At 59.8% G+C, this 26750-nt stretch carries 23 protein-coding genes, 1 tRNA gene and 2 CRISPR repeat arrays (1 of these 26 cut by a window edge); of the genes, 7 read left to right on the forward strand and 17 right to left on the reverse strand.

All coding sequences use genetic code 11. The annotated features are described in order from the left end of the window. The first annotated feature begins 77 nt into the window (after window positions 1-77). Window positions 78-1004 (forward strand): type I pantothenate kinase, encoded by a 927-nt coding sequence (gene coaA, locus HMPREF2912_RS08470; protein ID WP_070523949.1) that lies wholly within the window; start codon window positions 78-80, stop codon window positions 1002-1004. 14 nt (window positions 1005-1018) lie between these two features. Here coaA and HMPREF2912_RS08475 read toward each other — a convergent pair whose 3' ends face one another. Genes HMPREF2912_RS08475 through mca form a run of 3 tightly spaced genes read right to left on the reverse strand, consistent with a single transcriptional unit; the run spans window position 1019 to window position 2997 of the window. Next, on the reverse strand, window positions 1019-1789 hold the full coding sequence (locus HMPREF2912_RS08475) for an isoprenyl transferase (RefSeq protein ID WP_070523948.1): 771 nt from the start codon (window positions 1787-1789) through the stop codon (window positions 1019-1021). A gap of 20 nt (window positions 1790-1809) precedes the next feature. Continuing rightward, window positions 1810-2103, reverse strand: coding sequence for a hypothetical protein (locus HMPREF2912_RS08480; protein WP_070523946.1), 294 nt, complete (start codon window positions 2101-2103; stop codon window positions 1810-1812). A gap of 3 nt (window positions 2104-2106) precedes the next feature. Further along, window positions 2107-2997, reverse strand: a complete 891-nt coding sequence (gene mca / locus HMPREF2912_RS08485; protein WP_070524017.1) for a mycothiol conjugate amidase Mca — start codon at window positions 2995-2997, stop codon at window positions 2107-2109. Between the two features lie 117 nt (window positions 2998-3114). Here mca and HMPREF2912_RS08490 point away from each other — a divergent pair, with 117 nt between their 5' ends. The 3 genes from HMPREF2912_RS08490 to HMPREF2912_RS08500 all read left to right on the forward strand — a co-directional run bounded on the left by HMPREF2912_RS08490 (window position 3115) and on the right by HMPREF2912_RS08500 (window position 4554). Then, window positions 3115-3606, forward strand: coding sequence for a DUF4307 domain-containing protein (locus HMPREF2912_RS08490; RefSeq protein ID WP_070523944.1), 492 nt, complete (start codon window positions 3115-3117; stop codon window positions 3604-3606). A gap of 117 nt (window positions 3607-3723) precedes the next feature. Next, a complete protein-coding gene (greA, locus tag HMPREF2912_RS08495; protein WP_010187368.1) occupies window positions 3724-4245 on the forward strand; it encodes a transcription elongation factor GreA in 522 nt (173 codons plus the stop codon). Between the two features lie 48 nt (window positions 4246-4293). Beyond that, window positions 4294-4554 carry a hypothetical protein gene (locus HMPREF2912_RS08500; RefSeq protein ID WP_070523942.1) on the forward strand — a complete coding sequence of 87 codons (261 nt, stop codon included), beginning with the start codon at window positions 4294-4296 and terminating at the stop codon, window positions 4552-4554. Window positions 4555-4634: 80 nt separating this feature from the next. On the opposite strand, the gene HMPREF2912_RS08505 is transcribed toward HMPREF2912_RS08500, so the two are convergent. From HMPREF2912_RS08505 to HMPREF2912_RS08545, 9 genes are all read right to left on the reverse strand, one after another. Further along, window positions 4635-6140, reverse strand: a complete 1506-nt coding sequence (locus HMPREF2912_RS08505) for a hypothetical protein (protein ID WP_070597613.1) — start codon at window positions 6138-6140, stop codon at window positions 4635-4637. Window positions 6141-6493: 353 nt separating this feature from the next. Continuing rightward, window positions 6494-6745, reverse strand: a complete 252-nt coding sequence (locus HMPREF2912_RS13030) for a hypothetical protein (protein ID WP_070683832.1) — start codon at window positions 6743-6745, stop codon at window positions 6494-6496. 1269 nt (window positions 6746-8014) lie between these two features. Then, window positions 8015-8818, reverse strand: a complete 804-nt coding sequence (locus HMPREF2912_RS08515; RefSeq protein ID WP_070597568.1) for a Bax inhibitor-1/YccA family protein — start codon at window positions 8816-8818, stop codon at window positions 8015-8017. A gap of 260 nt (window positions 8819-9078) precedes the next feature. Further along, a tRNA-Leu gene (locus tag HMPREF2912_RS08520) sits at window positions 9079-9155 on the reverse strand. An 87-nt stretch (window positions 9156-9242) separates the two neighbouring features. After that, on the reverse strand, window positions 9243-10196 hold the full coding sequence (locus HMPREF2912_RS08525; protein ID WP_070597567.1) for a Ppx/GppA phosphatase family protein: 954 nt from the start codon (window positions 10194-10196) through the stop codon (window positions 9243-9245). 16 nt (window positions 10197-10212) lie between these two features. Beyond that, the gene (locus HMPREF2912_RS08530) at window positions 10213-10761 is read right to left on the reverse strand and encodes a DUF501 domain-containing protein (RefSeq protein WP_070520905.1); all 549 of its coding nucleotides are present in this window, start codon (window positions 10759-10761) and stop codon (window positions 10213-10215) included. Window positions 10762-10795: 34 nt separating this feature from the next. After that, complete coding sequence (locus HMPREF2912_RS08535; RefSeq protein WP_070530555.1) at window positions 10796-11299, reverse strand: septum formation initiator family protein; 504 nt, start codon at window positions 11297-11299, stop codon at window positions 10796-10798. 231 nt (window positions 11300-11530) lie between these two features. Further along, on the reverse strand, window positions 11531-12808 hold the full coding sequence (eno, locus tag HMPREF2912_RS08540; protein WP_070520900.1) for a phosphopyruvate hydratase: 1278 nt from the start codon (window positions 12806-12808) through the stop codon (window positions 11531-11533). Window positions 12809-12951: 143 nt separating this feature from the next. Further along, a complete protein-coding gene (locus tag HMPREF2912_RS08545) occupies window positions 12952-13743 on the reverse strand; it encodes a lysozyme family protein (RefSeq protein ID WP_070597565.1) in 792 nt (263 codons plus the stop codon). 239 nt (window positions 13744-13982) lie between these two features. On the opposite strand from HMPREF2912_RS08545, the gene HMPREF2912_RS08550 reads away from it, so the two are divergent. Beyond that, window positions 13983-14405: a hypothetical protein gene (locus HMPREF2912_RS08550; RefSeq protein ID WP_070520896.1), complete on the forward strand. Its 423-nt coding sequence runs from the start codon at window positions 13983-13985 to the stop codon at window positions 14403-14405. Here HMPREF2912_RS08550 and HMPREF2912_RS08555 read toward each other — a convergent pair. After that, the gene (locus HMPREF2912_RS08555) at window positions 14402-15016 is read right to left on the reverse strand and encodes a MazG nucleotide pyrophosphohydrolase domain-containing protein (RefSeq protein ID WP_070597563.1); all 615 of its coding nucleotides are present in this window, start codon (window positions 15014-15016) and stop codon (window positions 14402-14404) included. The genes HMPREF2912_RS08550 and HMPREF2912_RS08555 overlap by 4 nt on opposite strands. An 81-nt stretch (window positions 15017-15097) precedes the next feature. On the opposite strand from HMPREF2912_RS08555, the gene HMPREF2912_RS08560 reads away from it, so the two are divergent. Next, window positions 15098-16585, forward strand: a complete 1488-nt coding sequence (locus HMPREF2912_RS08560) for an amino acid permease (RefSeq protein WP_070597561.1) — start codon at window positions 15098-15100, stop codon at window positions 16583-16585. Here the strand turns inward: HMPREF2912_RS08560 and HMPREF2912_RS08565 are convergent. The 3 genes from HMPREF2912_RS08565 to HMPREF2912_RS08575 are packed head-to-tail and all read right to left on the reverse strand — an operon-like array spanning window position 16582 to window position 21320. Beyond that, window positions 16582-17061 (reverse strand): hypothetical protein, encoded by a 480-nt coding sequence (locus HMPREF2912_RS08565; protein WP_070597559.1) that lies wholly within the window; start codon window positions 17059-17061, stop codon window positions 16582-16584. The genes HMPREF2912_RS08560 and HMPREF2912_RS08565 overlap by 4 nt on opposite strands. Continuing rightward, a complete protein-coding gene (gene mfd / locus HMPREF2912_RS08570) occupies window positions 17061-20699 on the reverse strand; it encodes a transcription-repair coupling factor (protein WP_070683904.1) in 3639 nt (1212 codons plus the stop codon). The genes HMPREF2912_RS08565 and mfd overlap by 1 nt, the downstream gene beginning before the upstream one ends. 12 nt (window positions 20700-20711) lie before the next feature. Beyond that, window positions 20712-21320, reverse strand: a complete 609-nt coding sequence (locus tag HMPREF2912_RS08575; protein ID WP_070520882.1) for a TetR/AcrR family transcriptional regulator — start codon at window positions 21318-21320, stop codon at window positions 20712-20714. A gap of 479 nt (window positions 21321-21799) precedes the next feature. Here HMPREF2912_RS08575 and HMPREF2912_RS08585 point away from each other — a divergent pair, with 479 nt between their 5' ends. Continuing rightward, on the forward strand, window positions 21800-21988 hold the full coding sequence (locus HMPREF2912_RS08585; RefSeq protein WP_070562534.1) for a hypothetical protein: 189 nt from the start codon (window positions 21800-21802) through the stop codon (window positions 21986-21988). Between the two features lie 462 nt (window positions 21989-22450). Here the strand turns inward: HMPREF2912_RS08585 and HMPREF2912_RS08590 are convergent, their stop codons facing one another. Next, window positions 22451-23170: a trimeric intracellular cation channel family protein gene (locus tag HMPREF2912_RS08590; protein WP_246816511.1), complete on the reverse strand. Its 720-nt coding sequence runs from the start codon at window positions 23168-23170 to the stop codon at window positions 22451-22453. Between the two features lie 237 nt (window positions 23171-23407). Then, window positions 23408-23620: a CRISPR direct-repeat array (repeat unit 29 nt; unit sequence CGAGCTATCCCCACGTGCGTGGGGCGTAC). Window positions 23621-23684: 64 nt separating this feature from the next. Beyond that, window positions 23685-26750: direct repeats of the CRISPR family, unit length 28 nt; unit sequence GGCTCATCCCCGCTCACGCGGGGAGCAC (it continues 1235 nt past the right edge of the window).

Below are 26750 nucleotides of genomic sequence, written 5' to 3' on the forward strand. Positions count from 1 at the left end.
CCGCGTGGGGGCCTCCGAGAATCTTTTCATTCGGGGCGATTGCCACAGGCGCCCAGCCGAGTGGAACAATAGTCGGCATGGCGCGAATGACCGATGCGAGCCCGTACCTCGATTTTGACCGCGATACGTGGCGTGCCCTGCGTAAATCCATGCCACAGGTGCTAACGGCGACCGAGGTGGAAAAACTTCGCGGCATCGGTGACCGCATCGACCTCACTGAAGTGGCTGAGGTCTATCTGCCCTTATCCCGTCTCATCCACATGCAGGTTGAGGCCCGCCAAAAACTCACCACCGCTACCGAGGCATTCTTAGGAAACCCACCCACGCACGTTCCTTTCGTCATCGGCGTTGCCGGCTCCGTCGCGGTGGGCAAGTCAACGACCGCGCGCTTGCTCCAAGTTCTTCTACAGCGCTGGGATTCCCACCCGAAGGTTGATCTGGTGACCACCGACGGGTTCCTCTACCCCACCGCGTACCTTAAAGAGCACGGGCTTATGCAGCGCAAGGGCTACCCGGAGTCTTATGACCGTCGCGCGCTCATGCGTTTTGTTACCGACGTTAAGTCCGGCAAGCCGCTGGTAACCGCACCGCTGTACTCGCATGTGTCCTATGACATTGTTCCTGGTGAGTTTCAGGAGGTTCGCCAGCCGGACATCCTCATTTTGGAAGGCCTCAACGTCTTACAAACCGGGCCGACCCTCATGGTTTCGGACCTGTTCGACTTCTCTGTTTACGTGGACGCCCGAGTCGACGACATCGAAAAGTGGTACATTGATCGCTTCCTCAAGCTCCGCCACACTGCCTTCCGCGAACCAGGGGCGCACTTCGCGTCCTTCGCGGACATGACGGACGAGGAGGCCTACGTGCAGGCCCGTGAAATCTGGCAGTCCATCAACCTGCCCAACCTCATCGAGAACATTTTGCCCACCCGGGTACGCGCCTCCCTGGTTCTGTGCAAGGGCTCGCACCACCTGGTTGACCGGGTGAGGATGCGTAAGCTCTAGCCCGATCGCCAGGGCTAGCGGCCGAAGCGGCGCGAGCGCTGCGAATAGTCACGCAAGGCGCGCAGGAAATCCACCCGGCGGAATGCGGGCCAATAGGTGTCCGTGAACCAGATCTCCGAGTAAGCGGCCTGCCACAGCAGAAAGCCGGACAGCCTCTGCTCGCCGGAGGTACGAATGACGAGATCGGGGTCAGGCAAGCCCTTGGTATAAAGGTTGCCCGTAATGGCCTCCGCCGTCACGTTGTCCGCAATTTCCTCAGCGCTCAACCCCTTACGGGCTTCGCCACGAATGAAACTCTGCACGGCGTCCACAATTTCCTGGCGCCCACCATAACCGACCGCGATGTTAACGATGACGCCCTGATGATCCTCCGTGGCCTCAGCCGCGCTCTGCATCTTGGCCGTGACCTGTTCAGGGAGCAGATCTAGGTGCCCAACGAGCCGGATCTGGCAATCCAAGTCCCCTTGGGAGAGGTGCGTGACGACATCCGAGATGATGTCGAAGAGCAGCTGCACCTCCTGCTCGCTGCGCTTCAGGTTCTCCGTCGAGAGCAGGTAGATAGTGACAACCTCGATGTCGGTGCCTTGGCACCAAGAGATCATCTCGCTGATCTTCCGCGCGCCCTGCCGATGGCCGTGGCTGATATCCGTAAATCCAGCCTCGCGCGCCCAGCGGCGGTTGCCATCAGCCATGATTGCCACGTGGCGTGGTTGCGGCTTGTTCTTGATTTCACGTGTCAGACGCGCTTCGTACAGGGGGTACAGGAGCTGGCTTAGGAACTTCACGGTGGGAATCGTCCTCTACCTTAAAAGATGGACTTCTTGCTGTTATCGAGGATGCCGGCTTCCTTCATTGCCGAATCGATCGCCTCATCATTGAACGGATCGATGCCGTGATCCTGCGCAAACATGGTTCGACGACGGAAGCGCGAATAGCGGCGGTGAAAATTCCAGCCTGCAAAAAGGACAGCAACACCCATCAGGGCGAGGATGAGCAGACCAATAGGCGAAGCCTTACCAAACTCCGGTCCAACCGGCCCGCTTTGGCTTCCTTGGGCGAGCAGGGCGACGTCGTGCGCTGCGAGGTAGAAAGCGTTCATGCTTTAAGACTCCCCTACTTCTGGAATTCCCGCAAATAAATCATCTTCCGGCAGTGCAGTAGAAACGCGAGTTTTGGCCAACTCGAATTCCTCCGTGGGCCAGTGCTCCTGCTGTACGGACACGGGCGTGGCTAGGAAGGCACCGGCTGGATCAATTTGGGTTGCGTGCGCACGGAGCGCATCCTCACGATTCTGGAAGTAATCCGCGCATTCGACCTGTGTGGTTACCCGCGCCATGATGTCTCCGAACGTCGTATCCCAGCGCGCCAACATCGGCTCATATGGACTGATCTTGCCTTCCTCCAGAAGAAGATCATGGAAGATCTTCATCCTTTGGTATACGAAGCCATGCGTGTAGTACAGCTTCTGCGGCTCCCACGGCTCACCCAATTCTGGGTGGTATGCCGCGTCACCCGCGTTTTCCCACGCCAGCATGGACGCGCGGTACACCATGAGGTGATCCGGGTGTGGATAGCCGCCGTTCTCGTCGTAGGTAATAATGACGTGGGGCCGGAACTCACGGATGATTTCAACCAGCTCTTGGGCTACGTCATCATCTTCCTTAAGCGCAAAGCAGCCCTCAGGTAGTAAGTCCTTGATATTGGGCGCGAGCGGGTTACCAGGAAGGCCCGAATCAATGTGCCCAAGCCAGCGGTGTTGCACGCCCAAGGCGGCGGCTGCTTTCGCCATTTCCTCACGGCGAATGCTGCCCATGTTCTCAAGGACACCGGGGCGATCCATGGCCGGGTTGATAATATCTCCCCTCTCGCCACCGGTGCAGGTCACGACGAGGACTTCCGCCCCCTCCGCGGCATATTTTGCGGTCGTCGCAGCACCCTTCGAGGACTCATCGTCAGGGTGCGCGTGGATAGCCAAAAGGCGCTTCGTGCTCACTGGGTGATACATCTCCCTACATCGTCCCTACTTCGCCTCATTAATACAGAGGCATTAAACAGAGGCCTAGTCTAGTGGATAGTTTCTTCGCGGCGACTGTTGGATAGAATCAGACTCATGTCTGACGCCCAACCTGCTTCTCAACCCGCACGCTCGCAGTCCCGCTACGGTTCTTCCTCTCAGTCCACTCGCACAAAAGGCTCATGGACCAACCGGGCGCTGGTGCTGGTATTCCTGGCTATGCTGATTGCGGCCATTGTCTACGGCGTTCAGTATTTCCGCAGCCAGCAAAAGGTCAACGCAGATATCTCCTACGTCACCCACGAGATCCTGTCTGATGACACAGCGCGCGTGTGGGTAGACATCACCCGCAACCGCGTGGAAGAACCTGCATACTGCATTGTCCAGGCCTTCGACTACTCCAAGGCTGAGGTGGGGCGCCGCGAGGTCGCCGTGCCTGCTGGCGGTGAGTCCGCTCAACGCATCGCGGTGGATATCCCCACCAACCACAGAGCCGTCGCCGGTGGCGCCTACGGTTGCTCCGGAAGCATCCCGTCCTATTTGGACACCAGCACGATGGATACAGCGGGTGAGGCTACCGGCGAGTAAAAGCCCAGCTGTGCTAGTATGTTGAGCGTTCTGAATGGGCCGCGCCACCTGCGCTTTCTGGCCCATCCAATGAGAAATAGACCCGTTCATTAGGAACCGTAAACGGAAGGTTGCACTATGGCTGAGCAGCAGAAGCAGTACATTACCCCGGAAACCAAGGCCAAGCTCGAGGCCGAGCTGCAGGCCCTCATCGACCACCGCCCGGTCGTCGCCGCGGAGATTAATGAGCGCCGTGAGGAAGGTGACCTCAAGGAGAACGCGGGTTACGACGCAGCCCGTGAGATGCAGGACCAGGAAGAGGCCCGCATCAAGCAGATCTCCGAGGTTCTGGCGAACTCCACCACCGAGCGCACCGCCGTCCAGGAGGGTGTTGCCCACATCGGTTCCGTTGTGCACGTGTACTACAACGGCGACGAGGAGGACCGCGAGACCTTCCTCATCGGTACCCGCGCCGCTGCTTCCGATAACAAGGACTTGGAGACCTACTCCGAGCAGTCCCCGCTGGGCGCTGCACTCCTGGGTGCTGCTGAGGGCGAGACCCGCGAGTACACGGCGCCGAATGGCAAGACCTTGTCGGTCACCGTGGTCTCTGCGGCGCCTTATGATTCCGCAAAGGCCGCAACTCCGCGCAAGTCCTAATTTATACTGCTCTTAGGTCATCGTTTTTCCGAGAAAGAGTTTTAACCCATGAAGAAGTTCACTCGTTTCGCTGCCGCTGGTTTGGTTTTTTCCGCTGGTCTCACCCTTGCTGCCTGCCACCCTCCGAACCAACAGGATTCCTCTGAGAAGGTTGACACCGGCGCTTCCTTTGCCGGTGAGGCTCCCGGCGCAGGTGCAGCCGCCCCCTCCGAGGCTGCGGCTGAGTCCGAAGCAGCCACTGAGTCCGAGGCCGTTGCTGCAACCGAGGTTGCTCCGGCTGAATACACCACTGCTCCGGTTCAGCAGTAGGTTCAACGGCAACTGGTAATGAAGCGGCGTCCCGATAGTTGGGGCGCCGCTTTTAGCTTTCTGGGGTCCGCCGTCTTTTTCTACTTTGCCTCCCGGACCCAATCCCCGATAACCCCTGGCAGTACTGCGGGTGCTTCGCCGAGCAGATCACGGCGGTTGGGGTCGCGTTCTACTTGAGTCGTGACGGACTTGACCCGCCTTTCGCCTTCGCCGCCGCGTGCCATGCCACCCATCATGGGCATCATGCGCATCCCCGCACCGCGGGCACTGCCGACTCCCTGCCTCGCACTACTCGCTCCGCCCGGGGCTCCCAGGACACCACCAGCGCCACCAGCGTTGCCGACGCCCCCGGTACCTCCTGTACCGATGGCACCGCCTCCGACGAGGCTGCCTCCGCTTAGCGACGTCCGCCCTTCCCTCTGTTGTCCAGTTCCTGTTACGGCCCCAGGAAGGCCTCCTAATACCGGATGCGTTCCGGTCTGCGGCCCACCGAATGAAGCGCCCGCGCCTCCGAACCCCGCTGCGTTTGTCGTTGGATTCGCCGACATTTCCGGCAAGCGACCGCTGTGGCCTGCCACGCCTCCGGGAAGCTTGTTCCCACGGCCATCAGCAAGACCAATGGCTCCCAATCCCTGGCCTACAGCGCCGCTGCCTAGACCTCCGAGCCCGTTTACACCAGATGGCATGTTTGCCGCGCCGCTGGTAGTTGCCAACGATCCTGGCGCTCCTCCCCGAACGGGATCAAGGGCGCTCAAGCCTGCGTTGGCAGCCGAGGTATTCACCTCACTTGCATTGATCGGCGCTAATGCGTCTCCGAAACCAAGCTCGCTGAGGATGCTGCGCCCACGATTGTGTAGCTCGTTATGAAAGCGTGCGATATCGTCAGCCCCCATCCCCACGCTTTCCAGACCTTGGATGTGGCCGTCCGCAACGCCAAAGGAGCCTGGGCCCATGGTGCCGTTTTCTATCGCTTCGGCTATTGGCTTCGGCCATGTGACTCCATCGGTGTTGTAGCGATTTCCGTCGCCCATGACTGCCCCGAAATGCGTACTGGTGTCTCCGCCGCCGCTGGGCGGCGCTGCGTCCATAAGCGCATGCTGATACGGCATAGCGGAAATCACTTGCTGTTGAAGGACGCCCTGCATATAGACCAAGGCCGCTTGCTCAGCGGCTTGACGCGTAGCAGGCTCTGGGATTGCCGCCACCTCAAAGGCCAAGGCGATGGCTTCCGGCTGTACATTCATCAGCTGCGCTTGGAAGCCGAACAGCTTCTGCTGCATGACGCTCGCATTGGCAATGAAGTGTGTACCCGCCTGCGCAACTTCACGAATCTTCTGCGCTGCGCGTGTGGTGGCTTCACTGTCGTTCTCAGCTTCCAAAGACGCGGCCGAGTTTTCAAGACCCGCAACGATTTCTGCGACTTCCCCACTCAATGCGCCCCACCGCGCATTCGCTTCCGACACATCCCAGAAGCGCGTGCTAAACAAGTTCGATGCTAAGCCCATGATGGAAGCACCGGTGTCCACGATCGGGATGGTGAACCCAAACGGGCTGTATCCCGGGTCTGGTTGCGACACGATCGGCATCGATACCGCCCCGCCTCCCCCACCAGCGTCAGCGACATCCAACCCCCGACTCGTAAGCTCATCCTGCGATTCGAAGCTTGCCAGCTCCGTCTTAAGTGCCTCCCCAAGCCAAGAAACCTGCCCCCTAAAACCCTCTAAAGAATTCCGCGCCGACCCCGGATCCGTTGCCAGCACACGCTGGTGTATTGTGCCGACCTCACTTAGGCCGGTGATGGTGGAGAATCCTCCATCAAGTGGACTGTGCGCCCTTTGTCCAGCTAATGATATATTCCGGCCCAAATTATGAATTGCGTCGACCTGTTGCTTTAGATTCCCTATATTAACAATCATCGTTTACCCCGAGCCCCACCGATTTAAATGACGGACCCAATTACCCTTTCAACGTTTTTGCAGTTATCGACTATCGAAATAGCATCAGAAAAATTGGTCCAGGAAACTGAGAGTGTCCCCTGTACAGTCTCCACATATCCGGTACAAGTCACATTGGATACAAGGGTTTCTTCAACAAGGTAAATGGATTCCCCCTTTTCCCCTTTTACCTCGATCCCCATGGGAAACGCAGAGCGAATCTCGGTGAGATTGTAGTCTCTCGATTCAATGCTCACACTAGCGCTACTTCCATCAATGTCCTCAGCCTCAAATTGGCAAGACCGATATCCAGTCTCACGTCTGACTGAACCAGCGAAAGCTAATCCTCTCCCTTCAAATGCAGTGACAGCGCTCGCGCTACACGGATCAAACACCTGGAATCCAGGCACTGTCCGGTCAAATTCACCTAGCGGTGGAAGTACCCCACCGCCTGCACGAGACTGCTCACTTTGATCTTGAGACTCTCGCGCCGTCGTGGCGGTGGCATCAGCGACCCCCGAGTCCACTGAGCCACCGCCGGCTTTCATGTCAGGAGAATTGCGAAAGTCCCCCGCGTTACTACCATCGCCACGAACACTGAGGCCGAGCGGTAATGCGCAGTTTGACAGCACCCCGATACAAACCGCCATCATCACAAGACCCCCGATTCGCTTCATGGTGTCCCTTCAACTAACTTTCCTGACCGTTAGAAGCCCCTCCCTTGAGCTTTAAGCTCCGAGCGACTTCTGCGACCAGAATGCACGAGAAAGAACAAGAAGTCGCGCCGGTGCCAAATTAGTCATTTTCTATATGAACATTTATTGTAACTATTCGCTCACACTAATAGAACTATCCGTTAATAATAGCTGGTCGTAGCCTGTATGGAGCTTGGATACCCGCCGTGAGCTACATGTGTCTTGGCTGCCGATTATAACCAATTGGGGGTACCCGAATTACAACACTGTCAATTTTTGGGGTGTCGTTTTTCCTCAATTGAGCAGCGATCTTGCCCGCTTTGCCCCACGCCCCTTAGAGCATCGCATCCTTGGGAACATGAAAAACCCAATTCTGTCGGCATGGTCGCGTAAAGCTCAGGGCTAGGCACGGAAACAGGTGCTTGCCGATGCAGTTGCCTTCATTTCCAGCGGACGGCTCACGGAGCCTGTTAACAGCAAGACAAAGACTCACCCACCCAAGAAATCGAACATTTCGCCCACAAGAACCGAACAGGACCTCAGATTTGCAACCATAGCTACCCCCGCAGTCATCCACGTCACCCGCCTTGAGGTACTCGCCACCTATACCGTAATTGGTACACAAATAGATATTTGCGAAGGGAAATCCTGTTCTAACTGTTGCAATCTGCATTAGCTCGCGACAGTCAATGCCAAGATCCCGCCCGCACCTAACGGGCGCTATACCCTTGCTCCAAAAGAGATGCGCCACGCACACAAAGAAACCGACGGCCAGCAACCACAAAGCTTATGGTGCCAGCCGCCGGTTTCGCAGAAGCGGTATGAGACTAATTAGTCCCTGAAGTAGCTCAGCAGACGAAGAATCTCCGTGTACAGCCAGACCAAGGTCACGGCCAAACCAAGAGCGATACCCCAGGCATATTGCGCCGGAGCCCCCTGGCGAATCAGGCGGTCTGCCTGGTCGAAGTCTGTCATAAAGGACAAGGACGCCAGAACAATGCAGACGAGGGAGAAGATGATGGAAAGCATGCCACCATCACGTAGCGGATTAAAGCCAAAGAAAATAGCGCCCAGCATGTTACCCAGAGCCAACACTGCCACGCCGGCGATGAGGCCGAACATGATCTTGTTGAACTTCGGGGTGACTTTGACGGCACCGGTCTTGTAGACCATCAGCATGCCGATAAAGACACCTACGGTACCCATGATTGCCTGGCCGATAAGTGCCATGCCATCGGAATTGCCGAAGGATACGCCGGCAAACATGAGGGAGAATCCGCCCACAAAGAGGCCTTCAAACACGGCATAGATCAACGTGACGGCTGCAGAACCAAACTTCTTGCCAAACGTTGAGACAAGAACAGTAATGAAACCGCCGAGCGCACCGACCAGGGTAAGAATCATCGCGATGCCTGGGTTAATCAACTCACCAACAGCAAAGTTGAGCACGGCCATGACAATGATGACGCCAAGAGTAATGCCAGTCTTGGTCACGACATCATCAACAGTCAGCGGCCGATCGGCGCTGCGATTCTCCTGAATAAATGGATTGTCGCTCTGACCGTAGGGATTTCCACCCTGGGTCTGACTTTGGCTGGACGAGAGGGAACTCATGACGGGGTTGCTAGAACGCACGCGAATCCCGATTCCTTTCACAGTCTTTCTCTAAAAAGCGGCCCCTATGGCCGCCTTATTTGTCGTTTCATCAAGATCAACGCTCCCCACTGCTAGGAAGTTCCCAAAAATCTCAAAATTCGCAAAATTGTCCACGTGTAACAGGAATGCGTCGACAAGCACTGCGCTTGCCGGCGCCCCTGTTGCCGCAAACTATGAAGAGGAGCGCTGGGAAGCGTTCGCTTCCTTCGCCCCGTTAAATTCAGCGTTTCCGCTGGTCATGGTGCCCCCAGTGGGACTCGAACCCACACTGAATCGATTTTAAGTCGACTGCCTCTGCCGATTGGGCTATGGGGGCCAAACCGTGCCCACTCATCTTAGGGCACGGGTAGGCATAGACTGAAAATAGGGTCGGCTTCTGCGCAACTCTTTTGGTTTGAGCTCGCTAGCTGGCGGCGAGGCCGCTAATGATGCCGTCGAGGATGTCCTTCTCGCTGATGAAGAAGGAACGGGCTTCACTGTTGCGCTCAATCATCGTCATGATGCCCTCGATGGCCACGCATCCACCACCGATGACATCTGCGCGCCCAGGGTGGATGACGGGGTTGAGAGCGCGCACATCCGAAGGCAATCCAATCATCTGTCGGGTAAGCACCCGCAGCGCATCGAAGCGAAGCTCGGAACCGTGGATGGAGTCGGCATCGTAGCGCTCCATCCCCTGGGCAAGCGCCGAAAGAGTCGTAAACGTACCGGCACAGCCAACGAAGGTTAGGGCTTTGTCGATAGGAACGATCTTCTCCACTTCGGCCATGCGCTCAGCAACATAGTCGCTAGCAATCTCAATCTCGGCCTCCGTGGGAGGATCGGTGCGCATGATGCGCTCGGTAAGCCGCACGCACCCCATCTGAGCAGAGTGCGAGCCGAGGATCTCGCCGTCGATTGTCCCCACGACGAACTCTGTCGAACCACCGCCCAAATCGATGACGCAATACGGGCCCTCCTCAGAGTGCAGGTCCCCCACCGCACCGGTAAAGGACAGCAGTGCCTCTTCCTCACCGGAAATAACCTCCGCGCGAGCCCCCGGCTGGATTTCACCAAGAAGCTCTTCGGTCATGTTGAAGAACTCGCGGTGGTTCTTTGCATCACGAGTGGCCGAGGTGGCGACCATGCGCACGCGCTCGACCTTTTCAAACTTCATTTGTTTGACGTAGCCTTCGAGCGCTACGCGAGTCCGCGCAAGAGCTTCAGGATCAAACTCACCGGTAGCATCGACGCCCTGGCCAAGGCGAACGATCTCCATCGTGCGGGTGATGTCCCGGATCTTGCCATCCTCCTGAATCTCGCTGATGAGCAGGCGAATGGAGTTGGTTCCGCAGTCGACAGCAGCGACGCGAGTCATAGGGCTAGCCTTTCTTTTAACCGGCGTTAGAAAAATCGAACTGGGTCATGTCGATGCCCAGGTCCCCCACGGTGGGCCAATCCTCAGGGATGGCGCTTCCCCGGAGTTTACCGTGCTCCGCAGCCATCGCGACGGCCTCGGTACCAAAGCGCACGCGGCCCGGCCCCTCAGCTAAGGCATAAGCGATGAGAACGTGGAGGCACTTCACGCGCTCTGGCATGCCGCCACCTGAAAACTCAGTGCCCAGGTCTTCCATGGCGTTACGGGTTTCCAGGTAGTGTTCGTGCGCTGCCTGGTAATCCTGCTGCAGGTCCTCTTCTTGGGCGAGGCGCTGCTCCATCCACTTCATGACATGGGCGACCTCAAGGCGCGATGCTTCGGCAGTCAGGCGCGGGTCGGTGAGGTAGTAAAGGGTGGGAAACGGGGTGCCGTCGGGAAGCTTGGGTGCGGTTTTAATCACCGCTGGGGCTCCGTCCGGGGTGCGGTAAGCAATGTCCACGACGCCGCGCGGGGCGCGACCCAACTGTTCGCGGACGACTTCAAGGTCAGCATCGGTCACGGTCATAGGAACCATTGTGACATGGAGATATGGATGAGTCCTATTCAGCAGGTGTTTCCGGTAGGTTTTCCGCATCTTCCGATACTGAATCCCACAGCACCGTGTACCACTCGCGGTCGTCGGCATCCTCACGACGCTCTGAGGTCACCGTGTCACCAGAGTCCATGCGCGGATCCATGATGCGAAAGGCCATCTCGCCTTCATCCATGACACCGAAGCGGCGGCGCGCCTCCTCCTTGACGTATTCCTCGGATCGATACTTGTCAATCTCCGTGAGGAGGTCATCCTTCTGTGCCTGCTTGGCGACGATTGAGCTTTCCAGCCGCGCAATCTCCGATTGGCCGTGGTAGTAATTTCGCAGCGGAACGGCAATGGATAGCAGTACTACGAGAACTACAGCGATGATCACACCGATCCCGAGGATGTCTAGCCCCTTGGCCTGCACCGGTGCTTTCTTCCGTTTAGCTCGCTGCTCATCGCGGGCACGCGTGCGAACCGGAACGGTGTTCCGGCGTTTCGTGCGGGGAGAAGTAGTGCGTGCCATCGGAAAGCCATTGTATCCCGGACCGGCCCAGGTGCTGTGCGGCGCGCGACGTGTCCCAGAAATAACATGCGCCTCAGAAGTTTTGGGCTGGGCCTGTTCGGGGCCGGACAACAGGAAAGGTGCCACGATCAAAACGACTAAAAGGTGCCACAGTTTCTGTGGCACCTTTTGTTTCACCAGTAGTTCAGCGAGTGGTCTGTGCAGACCACTGCTGGAAACCGGAGTTAATTCCTAGCCCTGGAAGCGCGGGAATGCGGAGCGGCCGGCATAAACTGCGGCGTCACCCAGTTCCTGCTCAATGCGCAGCAGCTGGTTGTATTTGGCAACGCGCTCAGAGCGGGCCGGAGCACCGGTCTTGATCTGGCCGCAGTTCAGAGCAACGGCGAGATCAGCAATGGTGGTGTCCTCGGTCTCACCGGAGCGGTGGGACATCATGGTGCGGTAGCCATTGCGGTGTGCCAGCTCAACGGCGTCGAAGGTCTCAGTCAGGGTACCGATCTGGTTAACCTTCACCAGCAGAGCGTTGGCGGCCTTCTTCTCAATGCCTTCCTTCAGGCGAGCCGGGTTGGTGACGAAGAAGTCATCGCCGACAATCTGCACCTTGTCACCGATAGCTGCGGTGAGCTTGGTGTAGCCCTCCCAGTCATCTTCCTGCAGCGGGTCCTCGATGGACACGATCGGGTAGTTGGCGATGAGGTCCTCGTAGACCTTGGCCATCTCCTCAGCGGTGTGCTCGCCGCCCTCGAAGTGATACTTGCCGTCCTTGTAGAACTCGGAGGATGCAACGTCGAGGGCCAGGGCAACATCCTTGCCCGGCTTAAAGCCGGCCTTCTCGATGGCCTCAACGATGAGGTCCAGAGCTGCCTTGGTGGACTCAGCCTCCGGAGCGAATCCGCCCTCGTCACCCAGGCCGGTGGACAGGCCCTTGGACTTAATAACGGCCTTCAGTGCGTGGTAGACCTGTGCACCCATGCGCAGAGCCTCGCTGAAGGACTCGGCGCCAATCGGGGCGATCATGAACTCCTGAACGTCAACACCGGAGTCAGCGTGGGCACCACCGTTGACGATGTTCATCATCGGAACGGGCAGGACATGAGCGTTCGGGCCGCCAATGTAGCGGTAGAGCGGAAGACCAGCAGACTCGGCAGCGGCCTTGGCGGCTGCGATGGACACGCCCAGGATGGCGTTGGCGCCGAGGCGGGACTTGTTATCCGTGCCGTCCAGCTTGATCAGGGCCTGGTCGATGAGACGCTGGTCATCGGCCTCGAAGCCGGCAAGTTCATCAGCAATCTCTTCGTTGACGTTCTCAACAGCCTTCAGAACGCCCTTGCCCAAGTAGCGGTCACCACCGTCACGCAACTCGTGAGCCTCGTGAACACCGGTGGAAGCGCCAGACGGAACGCCGGCGACACCGCGTGCACCATCGTCGAGGAATACTTCAGCCTCAACGGTGGGGTTGCCGCGGGAATCAAGAATTTCGCGTGCCATTACGTGGATGATGTCAGCCATGCTGCTTTCACTCCTATAGAGCCAAATTGATCTTGGGTTCGTGTTCTGGGAGGGGCTCCCAAACCACCTGGGGACAATTGTTCCAGAAAACTTCGGAACGTGTCGGGCGGAAACGGACAACGTGACATAGATCTAGAAAGAGGCTAGGACACGGCAGGCTGTTCAATGGCGTAGGAATTTGCGGCTGCTGCGACTTTGCGCAGGTAGTCCTCAGATTGGTTGTAGTTGAGGACGGCCGAACGCCATCCCTCTGGCGTGGAAAGATCCCTATCTCCGTGACACAGCAGTGCGGCAGCACCCAACGCGGCATCGTCGATTTGATTGGGATCAGCAACGCCATCGCCGTTGGCATCTCGACCTAGATGTTCCCACGAAGAAGCGATGAATTGCATGGGGCCAACCGCCCGATCAAACTCGGCATCGCCATCAATGGCGCCGCCATCGCTATCAGGAACCAAAGTGGTGTTGTTAGTTCCGTCGAGAGGAATGCCCACGATGGGCGGGTCGGGATAACCATTCTCATCGAGGGATGAACGGTCGAAGAGGCTTCCGTTATAGGTCCCGTGACGAGTTTCTACCCAGCCGATACCGGCGAGGGTATTCCAGCGCAGATTACAGTTCGGCCAGGATTGCCGCGCGATCAACTCGGCGTTGCCGTAGGCCCGCAATGCCTGGGCGGGGATACTGGTGGCGTCGGCAAGCTGGTCGGACCACCACGTCAGCTTGTCCGCCGTGCGCCCCAGCCCGTCGACATCAATAGCGGGCACCTCTGCCCCGCCCACGGGTGGAAGTTCCTCTGGGACGGGGGAAAGCTGCCGGAACGGGGATGGCTTATCCAGGAAGGAAAGACTCCAGGCCACCAAGGAAATGATCAGAATGATGGCCAAGACAATGCCGAGGCCACAGCCCCCGATCCTCCTAAGCCCCTGCGTCATAAAGGTGAATACTACAGCCCGTTGCAGGAAGGGGGTCGAGCGACACAGAGGGCGCCACGAGGCGACCGTATAGGCAAGACCTACGACAATCGCGGAACAAAAGTTATGTCCAAATGTTCCCATGCGTAACATTCTGCGCTACACTGCAGCGTTGAACAGAGAGCCGAGGCCCTGCTGGTGCTCCACGTTCTATCACTGTCCGTTCTAGAAACGTGTCTTTCTCTTAGCCAAGGAGTTCCATGTCCATCCGTCGTATCCTCGCTACTGCTTCCGCCGTTGTCGCCCTCGGCGCAATCACCCCCGCCACCGCTTCTGCCGCTTCCCTGACTGAGCTGGGCGGCTTCCTCTCCCAGGGCATCCAGTCCGCTGATTGCAACACCCTGCGCAGCACCCTGACGCTGATTGATCAGAGCACCGAGGGCGAGCTGCTTACTCCGAACACCACCCGCAACCAGCTGTCCAAGAACCTCACCGCACTGGGAAACTCTGAGGAACTCGGCCCGCTGGCCTTGGCCGCCGTAAAGTACTCCGGCCAGACCGCCGACCGCGCCCTCGAGTGCAAGATCGTCAAGGAAGACACTCTCGCTACCGGTGGCACCGGCCTATCCTCCACGATCGCTGACTACGCTCCCTTGCTGTCCTCGATGATCCAGAAGGGTTAGTTCTTTTCGCGGGCCTTACCCTCGGCCCACAGGCGCTCCTGCTCCTCTACCCCCACGACGTCCTCCGTGCCGTCGAAAAGGTAGGGCGCGCGGGAGCGCATTTTGTTGACGAAAGACATCGCGACATCGTCGAGAGTAAAAGCCCCACGGCGTGCCGCGATCTCGGCGTGAAAGAGGACCTGCAAGAAGATATCGCCCAATTCCTTAAGCAACTCGGAATCAGTGGCACGCTCCCGCACCGCCTGGGCGAATTCCGCCGACTCTTCTTCTAGATACGGCAGCAAGGTCTCGTGGGTTTGATCGCGCTCCCACTCCCCGATGCGCCGCGCACGCGACATCACCTCACGTGCCTTCCACATCGGTTCCTCAAGGGAGGGGGCGAGGATGAGGTCCGCATCAGCGTCGATAAGCGCACGCACCTGCGGGTGTGATGGATCTGTGCTCACCACAACACCATGGCCTTCCGGATCCTCACCGCACAACAGTGAATCAAAGTCCCAGCGCACCTTCACCGGAACTTCATCAGTGAAAACAACAGGGCCCTGCAGTTTCCCAACGGCCTCCATAGGGATTAACGTGGGCCAGCGCGGATCTAACAACAGGACAGTCATAAGCAACGAGTATAGGTCCCCAGTTCTTTGAACTTTCGCTGCAGTTGCGCAAACGCCCGCCTAAAGGGGTATTTTTAACCAATGACCACTTCCAATCTCACCGAATCGCCGCGCACGCACTCTGTGACGTTGTGGACGCTCATCGCGCTCATCATCGGTTCCACGGTGGGCGCCGGAATCTTCTCTCTTCCGCAGAACATCGCCTCCGTGGCCGGCCCTGGCGCCATGCTCATCGGCTGGCTCATCGCAGGCGTCGGCATGCTCTCTGTCGCCTTCGTTTTCCAGATTCTTGCCCACCGCAAGCCACACCTCGACTCCGGTGTGTACTCCTACGTCCGCGCCGGCTTAGGTGACTTTATTGGCTTTACGTCCGGCTGGGGCTACTGGCTCGGTTCCGTCATGGCGCAGGTGGGCTACGCCACCTTGTTCTTCAACACCATTGGCCACTACGTGCCTTTCTTTGACGCCGACCACCGCTGGGTCTCCGCCATCGCCGTATCGGTGTTGTCCTGGGGAATCTTTGCTGTGCTGGCGCGCGGTATTAAGCAGGCGGCGATCATGAACATGGTCACCTCCGTGGCCAAGATCGTCCCCATCCTCGCCTTCATCGTCATCCTCGCTTTCGTAGGCTTTAGCTGCGACAAATTCACTCTTGATTTCTGGGGTGAGGCCTCCGATAAGTCCCTCTTCGAGCAGATTCAGGGCATCATGCTCTTTACCGTGTGGGTCTTCATCGGCGTGGAGGGCGCATCCGTGTACTCCAAGCAGGCGCGCACGCGTGCCGACGTCGGCCGCGCCACCGTCATCGGCTTCATCAGCGTTCTGGCGTTGCTGGTATCCGTGTCCACGCTGAGCTTCGGCGTGCTTACCCAGGAGGAGCTCGCAGCGCTGCCGGATAACTCGATGGCGTCCGTGCTCACCGCGGCCGTAGGCGAATGGGGCGGCGCTCTCATTTCCCTCGGCCTGTGTCTCTCCGTGCTCGGCGCCTACGTGTCCTGGCAGATGCTGTGCGCGGAGCCGATTGTCCTGATGGCTGTCGATGGTCTTCTCCCCCGCAAGATCGGCACCGTGAACATCGCCGGTGCGCCGTGGGTAGCGCAGCTGATTTCTACGCTGACGATTCAGCTCTTCGTTATCGTCTTCTTCCTCAATGAAACCTCTTATAACGCGATGGTGCAGCTGGCCACCATCATGTACCTGCTGCCTTACATCTTCTCTTCCCTTTACCTGGTCCTCTTGGCCGTGCGCGGCAAGGGGCTGACTCACCCGCATGCCGGGGTGCGCTTCGATATTTCAGGTCCGGAGGTGAGCCGCCGAGAGAATCGCCGTCACCTCTGCATCGGCCTCGTCGCCTTCATCTATTCCCTGTGGCTCATCTATGCCGCCGACCCGGTTTATGTTCTTCTCGGCGCGCTGGCCGTGGTCCCCAGCATGATTCCTTATGTGGCCACCCGCCTGTACAAGAAGGAACGCGTGTTCAACACCTTCGAATGGTTCGTGGTAGCGCTGGTAGTTATCGGCGCGGTTGCCGCGGTGTGGGGCTTGAGCACGGGCCGCCTAGCGCTCTAGAAAACCTGGGGCGCCGAGCGGCGCGATAGCACCGCATAGGCGATGCAGCTTGCTATCCACAACACGTGGCCGATAGCGCTGATGACGAGGAAGATGCCTCCAGTGATCGAGGCCGCTTCCTCGTTGCCAAACCACCACGTCGGAACAGTGGCTGGTCCGACGTCCCCAAAATCCGGCACGTTGGCATTGCCCACGATAAAGCCAATGAACACTAAAGCCAGCGACACCCACGCCCATGCCAGCTTGCTTGTGTAATCACCGCGGATGAACAGCGGGAGTAAACCAAGCAGCACCCAGATGCCAACCAGGATTACTCCGAACATCATCAGCATGAAGGTGAGCCAGCCACCGTTCTCACCGCTGAACTTGATCACCAGTGAGACGGGGATGCTGAGCAGCGAGGCGGCCATCCACACCGCCACTAGAACGATTCTGGGATTGGACCGAGAAATTCCGGCGGCGGTGCTGGCGTCCATTATTTTTCTCCTACGCTAATGACATTCTTCTTAGTCTTAGCACCGCTGACGTCGACGCGCTCGAGTTCGAACATCGAGGCCAAGAAGTCCGCCACCCACTGGAGGAGTTCGATGTCACGCAACTTGGGGTCCGTGACGTTGCGTCCGGCCTTGGGGAAGTTGAGCTGGATGGCCTTGGCCGCTGCACGGTAGTTGGAGCCTGGGAAGAGGCGCTTGAGGCGTACCTGCTTGGAATCCGCCAGCTCCACCGGATGGACCTTGATGCGCGTGCCCTGCACCGTGATATCGCTGACCCCGGCCCGGCGGGCCTGGTGGCGCAGGCGATCCACGGCGAGCAGGCGCTCGACCGGCTCCGGAATGGGCCCGTAGCGGTCCTGCATTTCCTCCACCACATGTGCCAGGTCCGCGTTGTCCTTGGAGGCCGCCAGCTTGCGGTAGACCTCCAAACGCAAGCGCTCGGAGTTGATATAGGACTCCGGAATATGGGCATCCACCGGAAGATCGATGCGGATTTCCTTCGGTCCTTCGTCCGTGACCACGGGGGTCTCACCACGCGCGAGCGCCTTGAAGGTCTCCACTGCCTCACCGACAAGACGCACGTAGAGGTCAAAGCCCACACCGGCGATGTGGCCCGATTGCTCGGCGCCCAGCACGTTGCCGGCGCCGCGCATCTCAAGGTCCTTCATGGCCACGGCCATACCGGCGCCCAGATCGTTGTTTTGGGCGATGGTGGCCAGGCGGTCATAGGAGGTTTCCGTCAGCGTGGCGCCCTTCGGGTACAGGAAGTAGGCATAGCCGCGCTCGCGGGAGCGGCCCACGCGCCCGCGCAACTGGTGCAGCTGGGACAGGCCCATGTGGTGGGCGTTCTCCACGATGAGGGTATTCGCGTTCGCAATATCCAGGCCGGTTTCCACGATGGTGGTACACACCAGGACGTCGAATTCGCGGTCCCAGAATCCTTGGACGGTGCGCTCAAGGACGTCCTCGTTCATCTGGCCGTGTGCCACGACGATACGCGCTTCTGGGACCAGGTCCCGCAGCTCGCGGGCCTTCTTTTCGATATCCGCAACCTTGTTGTGGATGAAGAAGACTTGGCCGTCGCGCAGCAACTCGCGGCGGATGGCCGCGGCCACCTGCTTATCCTCATACGCGCCCACATAGGTCAGGACCGGGTGGCGGTCCTCCGGCGGGGTCAGGATGGTAGACATCTCGCGGATGCCCGCCATGGACATCTCCAAGGTGCGCGGAATCGGCGTCGCGGACATGGTGAGCACGTCCACGCTGGCTTTGAGCGCCTTGATGTGCTCCTTGTGCTCGACACCAAAACGTTGCTCCTCATCCACCACGATGAGGCCCAAGTTCTTCCACTGCACACCGGTCTGCAGCAGGCGGTGGGTACCGATGACGATGTCCACGGAACCATCCGCCAAACCAGCCAGAATCTCCTTGGATTCCTTGGCCGAGGTAAAGCGCGAAAGCACCTCGATATCCACCGGGAAGCCCTGCATGCGCTCGCGGAAAGTATCGGTGTGCTGCTGGGCCAGCAAAGTGGTGGGCACGAGGACCGCGACCTGCTTGCCGTCCTGCACGGCCTTGAAGGCTGCGCGCACCGCAACCTCGGTCTTGCCATAGCCCACATCGCCGACGACCACGCGGTCCATCGGCACCGTGGATTCCATATCCTGCTTGACGGCGTCGATGGCCAGCATTTGGTCCTCGGTCTCGACGAAGGGGAAATTATCCTCCATCTCCGCCTGCCACGGCGTATCAGGGCCAAATTGGTGACCGGGTGCGGCCTGGCGCTTGGCATAGAGTTCCACCAGCTCACCGGCGATCTCGCGCACCGCGGCGCGCGCCTTCTTCTTGGTGTTCTTCCAGTCCGAGCCACCCATCTTGGACAACGTCGGCGTCTCACCGCCGGTGTATTTGCTCAGCAAATCCAGCGAATCCATGGGGACCCACAGCTGGTCAGCCGGCTGACCGCGCTTGGAGGCGGCATACTCCAACACGATGTATTCGCGGCGCGAAGTCTCGTCACCGGATTGAACGGTGCGCTCGGCCATCTTGAGGAACTTGCCGATGCCATGAGTCTCATGCACCACGTAGTCCCCCTGCTTGAGTGCGAGGGGATCCACGCGGTTACGGCGCTTTGCTGGGCGACGCTTCGCCCCCGCAATATCGCCCACACGGTTACCCGTCAGATCGGTTTCCGTGATGACCACCAGCGGCAGCGCCTCAGCGTCCTTGAGCTTGCGTACCTTCGGGAACACCAGACCAGCATGGGACAAGGCCTGGTAGAGCGTGACCTCGCCGGGACTCGGCTCCCAGCCAGGTGTGGCCACCTTCGTGGGGATACCCTTCTCCGCAAAGCGCTCCACCATGCGCTTGATAGCGCCTTGCGCAGGGGCAATGAAGGCGGCACGCCCGCCGGCCGTCGTGTGCGCCAGAAGCTGCGCCATCATGGCATCAATCTCTGGAATATCACCGCGCGGAGTTGGTCCGGGTTCAAAGTCCAGCGGCAGAGTCTCCGATTCAGCCGCCGCAAACATTCCCGGCGGGGCGAAAGTCCACAACGGGGCTTCGATATTCCGGCACGTCGCCTCCAACGACTCATAGGAGCGATAACTCGACGCCGAGGTATCCAAGCCCTCAGCAGCCAACGGGCCATCCGCACCCATTGCGGCGGCCTCCCAGCCAGCCGCCAAGAACTCCGCATCGGTGGATTCCAGGTCAGCAATTCGCGTGCGGATCTTTTCCGGTGCCACGAGCAGCACGTGCGTGCCCGGGGCAAGCAGTTCGGGGAGGGTGACAAAGGGGGCGTCGGCAAGCACGGCCAGCACGGCTTCCATACCTTCGGCCGGGATGTGCTCCCCTACCTTGGTCAGAAGCTCCGCCAGCGCTGCGTTGCCCCCAAACTTCTGCGCCAGCTCGCGGGCGCGCGCGGCGACCTCATTGGTGATCGGCAGCTCGCGGGCGGGATAGATGGCGACCTCTCCCACCTCGATCTCGGGGATGGCGCGCTGGTCAGCCACGGAGAACTGACGGATATCCGTAATCTCATCGCCCCAGAACTCCACGCGCACCGGGTAATCCGAGGTTGTCGGGAAGACATCAAGAATGCCGCCGCGCGTGGCGTACTCACCGCGCTTGGCCACCATGTCCACGTGCTTGTAAGCACGAAACTCTAGCTCCGACAGGATATGCGCGAGCTCGTGCTCGTCCTCTTCCTTCAGGAAAATGGGCGCGCGGCCCTCCACCTTGCTCAGGATGGGCTGGCAGTACCCGCGGGCGGAGGTCACCACGACCTGGGCTTTGCCCGCTCCCACGAGGTCGAGCACACGCGCGCGCTTGCCGACGATATCCGCGGCCGGCGACAACCGCTCATGCGGAAGCGTCTCCCATGCCGGGAAGTAAGCGACCTTATCCCCCAGCATGGCTGTCAGCTCCGCGGTAAGGTCCTCCGCCTCGCGCCCGGAGGCGGTCACCACCAGCACCGGTGCGTGGTGCGCCAAGGTACCGATGGCCCAGGGGCGGGCCTGGTCGATGCCAGTAATGTGCAATGAGGCTTCCCCCGCTTGGGAGGCGAGGCCTTTAAGTTTCGGATCTGAGGCGGCTACTTTTAAAAGCCCGCCCAGCATCGGCGTTGCCACCTACTTGGCTCCCTTCAACTTCGGTGCTGCTTCCATGCCGGAAAGACCATTCCAGCACAGATTAACGATGTGCGCGGCAACTGTCTCACGCGAAGGCTCACGCTCATCCAGCCACCACTGGGCTGTGGTGGCCACCATGCCGACGAGCGCCTGGCCGTAAAGCACCGCCAGCTCTGGGTCGAGCCCGCGGTGTTCAAAGGCCTCACCGAGGATGTGCGCGATCTGATTAACTGCTGCATTCAACAACGTGGAGAAACTACGCTCATCCCCTGGCTTGGAATCGCGCACGAGGATCAAGAAACCATCGGTTTCCTCTTCCACATAAGTCAGCAGCGCGACGACCCCCTGCTCGATGCGCTCGCGCCAAGAACCCGTCTGTAGCGATTCCGTCACGACCTTCTCCAAGGCGACAAGCTCGCGATCAATGACGACGGCGTAGAGGCCTTCCTTGCCGCCGAAATGCTCGTAGACCACTGGCTTAGACACACCGGCGCGTGCCGCAATGTCCTCCACGCTGGCGCCATCGAAACCGCGCTCTGCGAAGGCCGCACGGCCAATGGAGATCAACTGCTCACGGCGCTCACGCCCGGTCATCCTTTGTCGAACCATGTCTTCTACTGTATCTCCCTCACCGGACATGGCCCGCACCAGCTAAAAGTAAGCCGCAAGCAACGGGAACGCGAGTCTTGGCCACCTGTTTAGGTCTGATACGCACCCGTCGGGTAACATGTCCCCCAGCGCTCATAATGTGGGCGCGTTTCCCCATGGTGTAATCGGCAACACTACGGTTTTTGGTACCGTCATTCTAGGTTCGAGTCCTGGTGGGGAAGCAAAATAATGCACCGTTCTACCTGTATTGACACAGGAGAGCGGTGTTTCGTTTTGACTTTGACGGCAGTAAGAAGACTCGCTAGCGAGGCCCTAGCGAGACTCTTTCCGCGGGCATCATCACACAGGGGTATACGGATGTGACAGCAGAGAAAACGGCAGTTGCGTCCGGCTGCTCACTACAGCTCCAATCCCGCCTATTCCTCTCATTTATTGTGTAACTCAGGCAGACGAACCATAGAAAAGGTACGGTCTGAGTCATGACGATGTTCCACTCCACGGTGCGCGGGATGGACAAGATCACCTTCAGCCACTCGGGTCAGGTAGACAAGGCCCTGTCGGTCGCCCGTCGCAGCACTCAGACCCGACAGACCCGCGTATTCAACCAAATTGGGGGCAGGATCAGCCGCCAAATCAACCGGCAATCCCAGGGATCGACGGGCAATTAATTGAATATGGCCCCATTATCGGCCATACGTACGCCGGCCCCATTCCTCCACCCCACATCATCAATGGTTGCGAGAAAATTCAGCCAGGGCTTGGCGAGCGAATTCTGGACGACGCCCACGAAGACACAATTGCGGATCGGCTGAACACTCAGAAGGCGTTCGATCACGCCCTTTGGGAGGCCAAGGCTGGCTTTCGCGTCGCCGCGTTCATTACATTCGCTTCCATTGCCGGCATTTTCTGCTGTTTGCTCTTTCTGGAGCCACCGGAGTCTTTCGTCGGCGCTACGATCCTTGGCTTAGCATCCCTTACTCCTCTCGTGAGGACTTTCCTCAACCGAAACCAACAAAAGCCTGCGGCTAACGAACTTGCTGTAAATCCCGAGGAAAATAAACAGGTCTAATCAAAACCAAGAAATCAGCAACCAATAGGAGCTGTAGATAGGCCGAGGTCCGGCCGAGAACCTATTTACGTTTTCTACGGCCTCGCCGAAAGCCCCTAATTTCAGCTTTCCGTGCAATCGATGCCACCTGCGCCGCGGTGTAGTTCAAGGGAGCAATGCCAGCGCGCGGAAGCACCCATCCGCGCCAATACGCCATAACTGCTAGGCCAAAGCCCACGAAGGGCGAGATGACCATGCCGAGGGCAAACTTGTCAAAGTGCCCGAAGGATGCCATCACGATTCCTGTAAGCACCGCCGGCACGGCATAGAGTGGGCTGCCGCCAAAGACCGAGGGAATCTGGCCGGAAGCAACATCGCGTACCATTCCGCCACCCACTGCGGTCAAAACGCCCAAGAATACGCAGGCGATGAACGGCATTCCATGGGTCAGCGCCTTCACGCATCCAGTCGTGCACCATACGCCCAAGATGACAGCATCCGCGTGCTCGAGGAAGATTTCCCAGGCCTTGCCCTTCAGGTCCGTCAAGAAAGCAATGAGCGCGCCCACACACGCCAGCGTGAGATACAGCGGATCAGAGATAGCCGCAGCCGGACCGCTGGCGATCAGCATGTCACGGATCATGCCGCCAGCCAGCGCCGAAAAGAGCGCCAGAAAGACGAAGCCAATAATGTCGAATTCCCTACGGCGTGCAATCGTGCCACCGATAATGCCGTTGAGTACCACACCGATGAGATCAAAGACCTGGTACAGGGAATGGATGAGCGGGTCGACGTCCTGAATCACAGATACTGACCCTAGCGTACTGCGAAAGGAGAAGACCTAGTTTTCTCATGAAAAGAAAAACTACGAAATTAGGACAGTGTTGAAACTCCAGCGAAGAAAAGCGCGAAATTCTGCAACGGAGTGCACGCCATATCGAAAACAACAACGACTGGGAAACTCGCTCGACTCCACGTTGGACACAACGCTTCCAACGGTCTATACAAACTCATACCTGTTTACGTGGTGAGCGCTACCTAGGTTATCCCCACATGCGTGGGGCATACATGTTGCTTGACCCGAAGTCAGTGACCCGAGACGAGCTATCCCCACGTGCGTGGGGCGTACTTGACGACCTGTCACGCGCTTGGGTGTCCTCGCGAGCTATCCCCACGTGCGTGGGGCGTACACCGCAAACCTTAAAGAACTAGAGGCCTTTTGCGAGCTATCCCCACGTGCGTGGGGCGTACTCTCCGACAACTGCACGGACGCCGTCCCGACAGTAGATCCGACTATAGCAAACTGTAGTCGTCCTAGCGCTTCCGCGGTCAGGTGGGGAGCACTTAGCGAGTGGTGTGAGGGCGCGGGCCTAGTTGGGCTCATCCCCGCACACGCGGGGAGCACCGCAAATGTAGTAACCCCTACGTGCTGCGCAGCGGCTCATCCCCGCTCACGCGGGGAGCACGTTACCCGTGTACCTCGCAGACGCCCCCGAGTGGGGCTCATCCCCGCTCACGCGGGGAGCACCTGCTACATCAACGCCGCCGTGCAGTTCTTCGCGGCTCATCCCCGCTCACGCGGGGAGCACTATTGGTGGCGCGCCGAATGCTCTGGACTTTGCGGCTCATCCCCGCTCACGCGGGGAGCACGGAAGATCGGCTCTTACGGGGGCGGCGAGTTTGGGCTCATCCCCGCTCACCCGGGGAGCACGATCGACCTGTGGCCTGAGGCCGAGGATGAAGAGGGCTCATCCCCGCTCACGCGGGGAGCACAGCCTTCTTGGCGCGCTCGATAGTCCAGGTGGAGGCTCATCCCCGCTCACGCGGGGAGCACTCTGTTGGTCAGCTGAATGCTGAGGTTGCTAAGGGCTCATCCCCGCTCACGCGGGGAGCACTACGAAGCCCTCAACACTGTTTCGCCCGTCATCGGCTCATCCCCGCTCACGCGGGGAGCACTCGTCGATGTCGATGACGTTGAAGCGGGTGCCGGGCTCATCCCCGCTCACGCGGGGAGCACACGAAAATACGGCCCTTCTTGCCCTCGCCGCCGGGCTCATCCCCGCTCACGCGGGGAGCACACCTTGGAACGCTGCAACCCGAGTAGCTCACCCGGCTCATCCCCGCTCACGCGGGGAGCACGGTGTAGCCATGACGGCGGGCACTGGTGGACTGGGCTCATCCCCGCTCACGCGGGGAGCACCATGAGCCGGTCCTCGGGGATAGCGCGCAGGCCGGCTCATCCCCGCTCACGCGGGGAGCACGTCTTTCTTGGCGATTCCGCGTACAGCCCACCCGGCTCATCCCCGCTCACGCGGGGAGCACCTGCTTGTCGGCACGCAGGCATACGACCTGCTCGGCTCATCCCCGCTCACGCGGGGAGCACTGCTTATGCCCAGGCGTATCTGGAGGCTAATGGGGCTCATCCCCGCTCACGCGGGGAGCACGAGCCATTAGCCGTCCGCATGTAGGGAACCCACGGCTCATCCCCGCTCACGCGGGGAGCACGGCAGCGCATCCCAGTTCCCAGGGAGTGTCTTGGGCTCATCCCCGCTCACGCGGGGAGCACCCAACCGTGTCAATGAAGCGGCCCGCCCCGTCCTGGCTCATCCCCGCTCACGCGGGGAGCACGTAGAACCGGCGGAGCAGCGGAAGATGGCGGTGGGCTCATCCCCGCTCACGCGGGGAGCACGCCCGAGTATGGGCGTTGACTTGCTCTACTGCGGGCTCATCCCCGCTCACGCGGGGAGCACCTCTCCCATCTCACGACTGCTCCCCTGCTGTGGGGCTCATCCCCGCTCACGCGGGGAGCACGTCTCCGGGGGCGGAAGTAGCGGTAAAGCCGTGGGCTCATCCCCGCTCACGCGGGGAGCACTTACAACCTTGAAGTCGTTGGTGGTGTGGTGGGGGCTCATCCCCGCTCACGCGGGGAGCACACGTCGAATACGTCCTCAAACGACACTGGATAGGGCTCATCCCCGCTCACGCGGGGAGCACAGTGGCGTGCCATTAGCGCTTACCTCCTTGTGGGGCTCATCCCCGCTCACGCGGGGAGCACGTATCGGGTGAGTTTGTCGCGGAGGATGATGGCGGCTCATCCCCGCTCACGCGGGGAGCACGCTGTCGTCTGTCTTTGGGGCGGGTGGTAGGACGGCTCATCCCCGCCCACGCGGGGAGCACGACCTGGGCGATATTCAGAACATGACCGCGCAGGGCTCATCCCCGCTCACGCGGGGAGCACCGCGTGTACGACTACGACGCACCGGGTCAGCCCGGCTCATCCCCGCTCACGCGGGGAGCACTCCGGCAGGGTGACTTCTCCCGAGATGCGGATGGGCTCATCCCCGCTCACGCGGGGAGCACGAAGACGTCCCACATAGGTTCCGGCTGAATCGGGGCTCATCCCCGCTCACGCGGGGAGCACCTGCGCTTTGGCCTGCAGGTTGTTGCTGATTGGGGCTCATCCCCGCTCACGCGGGGAGCACGCCAAAGCCACCGCGGCAAAAATCAACGACGTCGGCTCATCCCCGCTCACGCGGGGAGCACCAGTTTGATTTGAGCGCTGGGGAGGCTGAGGCGGGCTCATCCCCGCTCACGCGGGGAGCACCGGATATTAGTGATCTGCCAGAAGTTAGCTACCGGCTCATCCCCGCTCACGCGGGGAGCACCCAGGCGATAAGCTCTTCCCTCATCCGTATGACGGCTCATCCCCGCTCACGCGGGGAGCACTCGATCGTTAGCCACATACTGCCCGGTTCGCCCGGCTCATCCCCGCTCACGCGGGGAGCACCATGTTTGCGCCGTCGCTAGTGAGGGTTGACCAGGCTCATCCCCGCTCACGCGGGGAGCACGACCCCGAATTCGTCGTTAAGTTTGCCCGTGCCGGCTCATCCCCGCTCACGCGGGGAGCACAGAGCGAGCATCTTTCAGCTCTGCGGTGATTGCGGCTCATCCCCGCTCACGCGGGGAGCACCAGGCCGCAGAAGCCGAGGCTACGGCCCCACCCGGCTCATCCCCGCTCACGCGGGGAGCACCCTTGAACTCCTTATGGATGCCGTTGAGCTTCCGGCTCATCCCCGCTCACGCGGGGAGCACAAACTATGGTGTTGCGCCGGGGTATCGCGGGACGGCTCATCCCCGCTCACGCGGGGAGCACGGTGCCGTTGTGGGGCTGCATTCCATGTGGGCGGGCTCATCCCCGCTCACGCGGGGAGCACTCCATCTGCATTTGCGACTGGCACATGAGCGCGGGCTCATCCCCGCTCACGCGGGGAGCACGCGACGCTCGAAGGTGAACTTTTCGCCAGCCGGGGCTCATCCCCGCTCACGCGGGGAGCACTCACGTTCGTCATAGAAGACAGTGAGGTCTCCGGGCTCATCCCCGC

Origin of the sequence: Corynebacterium sp. HMSC056E09 (assembly GCF_001813425.1) — a bacterium.
Lineage (GTDB): Bacteria > Actinomycetota > Actinomycetes > Mycobacteriales > Mycobacteriaceae > Corynebacterium > Corynebacterium hesseae.

Coding starts and splice junctions, on each gene's coding strand:
- coaA (WP_070523949.1), top strand. CDS start 78: ATGGCGCGAATGACCGATGCGAGCCCGTACCTCGATTTTGACCGCGAT.
- HMPREF2912_RS08480 (WP_070523946.1), bottom strand. CDS start 2,103: ATGAACGCTTTCTACCTCGCAGCGCACGACGTCGCCCTGCTCGCCCAA.
- HMPREF2912_RS08490 (WP_070523944.1), top strand. CDS start 3,115: ATGTCTGACGCCCAACCTGCTTCTCAACCCGCACGCTCGCAGTCCCGC.
- greA (WP_010187368.1), top strand. CDS start 3,724: ATGGCTGAGCAGCAGAAGCAGTACATTACCCCGGAAACCAAGGCCAAG.
- HMPREF2912_RS08500 (WP_070523942.1), top strand. CDS start 4,294: ATGAAGAAGTTCACTCGTTTCGCTGCCGCTGGTTTGGTTTTTTCCGCT.
- HMPREF2912_RS08505 (WP_070597613.1), bottom strand. CDS start 6,140: ATGCCGATCGTGTCGCAACCAGACCCGGGATACAGCCCGTTTGGGTTC.
- HMPREF2912_RS08525 (WP_070597567.1), bottom strand. CDS start 10,196: ATGACTCGCGTCGCTGCTGTCGACTGCGGAACCAACTCCATTCGCCTG.
- HMPREF2912_RS08530 (WP_070520905.1), bottom strand. CDS start 10,761: ATGACCGTGACCGATGCTGACCTTGAAGTCGTCCGCGAACAGTTGGGT.
- HMPREF2912_RS08535 (WP_070530555.1), bottom strand. CDS start 11,299: ATGGCACGCACTACTTCTCCCCGCACGAAACGCCGGAACACCGTTCCG.
- eno (WP_070520900.1), bottom strand. CDS start 12,808: ATGGCTGACATCATCCACGTAATGGCACGCGAAATTCTTGATTCCCGC.
- HMPREF2912_RS08545 (WP_070597565.1), bottom strand. CDS start 13,743: ATGACGCAGGGGCTTAGGAGGATCGGGGGCTGTGGCCTCGGCATTGTC.
- HMPREF2912_RS08550 (WP_070520896.1), top strand. CDS start 13,983: ATGTCCATCCGTCGTATCCTCGCTACTGCTTCCGCCGTTGTCGCCCTC.
- HMPREF2912_RS08555 (WP_070597563.1), bottom strand. CDS start 15,016: ATGACTGTCCTGTTGTTAGATCCGCGCTGGCCCACGTTAATCCCTATG.
- HMPREF2912_RS08560 (WP_070597561.1), top strand. CDS start 15,098: ATGACCACTTCCAATCTCACCGAATCGCCGCGCACGCACTCTGTGACG.
- HMPREF2912_RS08565 (WP_070597559.1), bottom strand. CDS start 17,061: ATGGACGCCAGCACCGCCGCCGGAATTTCTCGGTCCAATCCCAGAATC.
- mfd (WP_070683904.1), bottom strand. CDS start 20,699: ATGCTGGGCGGGCTTTTAAAAGTAGCCGCCTCAGATCCGAAACTTAAA.
- HMPREF2912_RS08575 (WP_070520882.1), bottom strand. CDS start 21,320: ATGGTTCGACAAAGGATGACCGGGCGTGAGCGCCGTGAGCAGTTGATC.
- HMPREF2912_RS08585 (WP_070562534.1), top strand. CDS start 21,800: ATGACGATGTTCCACTCCACGGTGCGCGGGATGGACAAGATCACCTTC.